Genomic DNA, 3655 nt, shown 5'->3' with positions numbered 1-3655 from the left:
CACCAAGCCTTTAGGAGGCTGGCGCAGATTATATGCCCTGATCATAGCTCGACTAACCAAGTCAGTAGTCATACGCTTATCAATCTGCCAGCCAACGATTCGGCGTGAAAATAAATCCATGACGATCGCGAGATACATCCAGCCTTCGCCTGTTTTCAGATAAGTCACATCGCCAGCCAAGATTTGATTTGGCCCAACCGGATTAAAGTTCTGGTTCAGCAAGTTATCTGCAACAGCATCACTGTGTTTACGCTTAGTTGTTGCCTTGTATGCAATGCGTTGCGTAACGACCAATCCAAGCTTAGCCATTAATTTTTGAGCGCTGTATTCAGTAATATCAAAGCCCTCTCTGCACAATCGTTTCCGCAGTTCTCTATAACCCAAACTACTTCGGCTTTTCTCGAAGATAGTTTTAGCTCTGCTATACAAATGTAACTGCTTTGGCGTAATAGATTTAGTTGGCCGTTTGAGCCAAGCATAATAAGCTGAGCGGCTAACACCCATTGCTTTGCAAAGTTTGATAACAGGATATGCTGAGGAAAGTTGTTGAATGGTTTGAAACCTTACTTGGTTTCCTTCAGCAGGAGGGCGCTGGCCTTTTTTAAAATCTCCTTTTCCATCTTCAGCTCTTTATTTTCCTTTCGGAGCCGAAGCAATTCAGCACGCTCATCTGTATTTAAGCCAGTACCAGATTGTTCCGCATCAAACTTGGCTTTCCAGTTGTAGAGCAACTTATCTGTAATACCCAATGAAGCAGCCGCTTTAGGAACGCTATAGCCTTGCTCGGTGACCAGGGCAACCGCTTCTTGTTTAAACTCTGTTGTATAACTTCTGTTCTTTCGTTTTGTCATTTAACACCTCAATAATTGGATTATATTCCTTATTGAAGTGTCCTGTTTGATTAAAGCAGATCATTGCGAGGGGGCGTGTTTTGGATCGTCACAATGGCGAATACTGCTACAGGCAAATCGACAATAAAGCGCAGTGTTGCAATCGACAATAACTGAAAGTCGAATAACGGCCACTCAAAAAAATTATCAAGAGGAAGTGCTTGAATAACCATAGCGGGTTAAAATAGAGTTTGGTGAGTAAGGCCTTCGCAATAGCCTGCTTCAAAGCACCAAAGTGTTTTTTCTTAAGGTGGCACACAGCGGTTCAGTTTAGTCTCTTTTCCGTTTATTAGGACGTACGTGACGGTGAAGAATCCTGCTGTTTTCTTGTCTGACGAAGGTTCGTTTACGAAAAGCCCATAATTCGCGGCGAGCAATTTTTCCCGTTTCTTTAATATCGACAATTGGTTTTGGATACGTGGTTCCCAGAGATAGGTCATACAATGTTTCTTCCATAGGAGTCATCATCCACGGCGTGTGAATCAGCTCGTTTGGGAGTTTAGCCAATTCCGGTAGCCACATTCTGATAAACTCACCATTAGGGTCATGCTCTAGACTTTGTTTCACTGGATTGTAAATTCGAATGGTATTTGTGCCTGTGACGCCAGCCTGCATCTGAAACTGCGCATAGTGAATACCGGGCTCGAAGTCCAAAAAAAGCTTGGCTAGATAATGTACACCTTGCCGCCAATCCTGCAGCAAATGATGACAAAAAAAGCTGACGAGCATGGATCGCATTCGAAAGTTCAAATAACCCGTTTCGATTAAACATCGCATGCATGCATCAACAATGGGGTAGCCCGTTTTTCCATCTTGCCAAGCTTGGCGATGGCAAAGGGAATCATTGTCTTCTCGATAGCTGAATAACGCGTAAGCGCGATTGACAGGTCTTTCTTCCATTTCATGTTCACTTTCAAACTTTTGGATAAAATGGCAGTGCCAATGCAAACGTGAACACAAGGTATTCGCCGTTTTACGCCACCCCTGTTCGCGACGATGAAGTAAGGTTCGCTGATAAAACTGCCGCAGGCTAATATTTCCCCAAGCCAGGTAAGGAGACATGCGGGAACAGCTCTTTCGGCTTTCAAGTGGTTTTGATATTTTATAGGCATAGTCTTGACCTCTTGATCTAAAAAAAGAAGCGAGTGTTCTCTCAGCCCATTTTTCACCCCCATGTTGCATCCTAGGATGCGTTTCAAGCCAAGAAGGCTCCATTGCATCATTCGGATGATGATGTGCTAGAGAAATAAGGTTAGCGCCTCGAAGGTCGGGATTGTCTAAACCCATGCGCATGATACTGTGCCAGTGCTTGTCCCAATTGCTTCGGTGGGTCAGCCCTCGAATGACTCCGCCCGTTGGGCTTTCTTGCCAGTCTATTTGGTGTTTGGCTAGCCAATCAGCTATTTCCTTATCGCGCTCATAGGTAGCACGTATACCGGTCTCTTCATAGCTGAATAATCGATTGATTGTGAAATGGCTATGGATTTCCTCTAACGCCTTAAGAACCTTGCCCCGAAAGCAATGGATCTGCGTGTTAAAGGCCTTGAGTTGACGATTCAAATCGGCTAAAGACTGGCAAATAAAACGCCAATGGCGCACGTCGTAGTGAGGGTCTTGTATTAGCAGATCTTCGAAGATATAGATCAGTAAGGTGGGATTTTTGCCTGCACAAGCTTCCTTCAGGGGAGTATGATCACGTAACCTGAGATCACGCTTAAACCATACAACGTTAATGCCCTGGTTTTGAGTTGGTTGTTTGGTTCGTAAGTCGCTGATTTGTTGATGTAAACCTTGAGCTGACATGAATTCTATTCAATCCTAACTATGATGTTTGTTACGTTTACGTTTGGAAGGGGGAAAAAGATCACCTACAGAGTGATCTATTCCACGGGGTAAACGTACATTTACTAAATGATGAAAAGCCTCTAACGGTAATGAGTCTAAAAAAGTAGACGCGTGCTGAGGAGAAGGGGCTGAATGTCTTTCTGTCGGAGGAAAAGGCGTGTTGTTTGTAAGCCCAGTGCTTGTAAGACTAAGGTCTTGTTTTTACGGAGAAGATAACGGGGAAATAGACGATGTTTACCATTAAGGCATTGATTCAATTTAGTATGATACTTTTCAGTGTGTTAGCGGTGGGGTGCAGCACGGGAAGCTGGCGAGAAGCGTCTAGAGACTCTTCCGGGCTCGCCCCTTTGTCTACCGAAACTCCCGAAGCGGTTATTCAGGTATATGGTGCCGATGCATGGGGGTGGCGAGGTTGGTTTGCGATACATACTTGGATTGCGGTGAAAGCAAGAGATGCTTCTGAATATACCGTTCTTGAAGTGATAGGTTGGCGTGCCAAACGAGGACTGTCTGTGTTGAGAGTCGAGAATGATATTCCTGATAGGTATTGGTTTGGTAGTCAGCCCCAAATTCTTTTGGATAAGCGAGGTGACGAAGCAGAAGAGTTGATCGAAGAAATAGTTGCTTTAGCTGAACGTTACCCCTGGGCTAACGAGTATAAAGTTTTTCCTGGCCCGAACAGCAACACCTTTCCAGCTTGGATAGCAGCGCAGGTGCCCGAACTGGGCTTGGAGCTTCCCTTTAGTGCTATTGGCAGTGGTTACGTAGATTAACAGGGCGAAGAGTTTATGACTGAATATCAACCTATGACTTTGTTGATGAACGCTAGGCAAGAGGCCAAGCAAAACCAGGACCCCAGTGCTAAATATTGCACACTCGCGACACTCGAGCAAAATGATGCGTCTCAACCAAGAATGCGC

2 protein-coding genes and 1 pseudogene are annotated in these 3655 nt (G+C 44.8%); 1 reads left to right on the top strand and 2 read right to left on the bottom strand.

Annotated elements, in window-relative coordinates:
• Window positions 1-851, bottom strand: a pseudogene (locus tag A3761_RS09605) (IS3 family transposase); the annotation flags it as partial.
• Between the two features lie 309 nt (window positions 852-1160).
• The gene (locus A3761_RS09595) at window positions 1161-2693 is read right to left on the bottom strand and encodes a cryptochrome/deoxyribodipyrimidine photo-lyase family protein (RefSeq protein WP_082865253.1); all 1533 of its coding nucleotides are present in this window, start codon (window positions 2691-2693) and stop codon (window positions 1161-1163) included.
• Window positions 2694-2965: 272 nt separating this feature from the next.
• On the opposite strand from A3761_RS09595, the gene A3761_RS09590 reads away from it, so the two are divergent.
• Entirely contained in the window at window positions 2966-3508 is a 543-nt protein-coding gene (locus A3761_RS09590) for a DUF3750 domain-containing protein (RefSeq protein ID WP_068510196.1), read from the top strand.
• The last annotated feature ends 147 nt before the right edge of the window (window positions 3509-3655 follow it).

The sequence above is a fragment of the Oleiphilus sp. HI0123 genome (assembly GCF_001635315.1).
The sequence above is the reverse complement of the archived record's forward strand: the minus strand, read 5'-3'. Positions and strand labels throughout refer to the sequence as shown.

What these genes read in the sequence shown, in the direction of transcription:
- A3761_RS09590 (WP_068510196.1), top strand. Translation starts at nt 2,966, where the DNA reads ATGTTTACCATTAAGGCATTGATTCAATTTAGTATGATACTTTTCAGT.
- A3761_RS09595 (WP_082865253.1), bottom strand. Translation starts at nt 2,693, where the DNA reads ATGTCAGCTCAAGGTTTACATCAACAAATCAGCGACTTACGAACCAAA.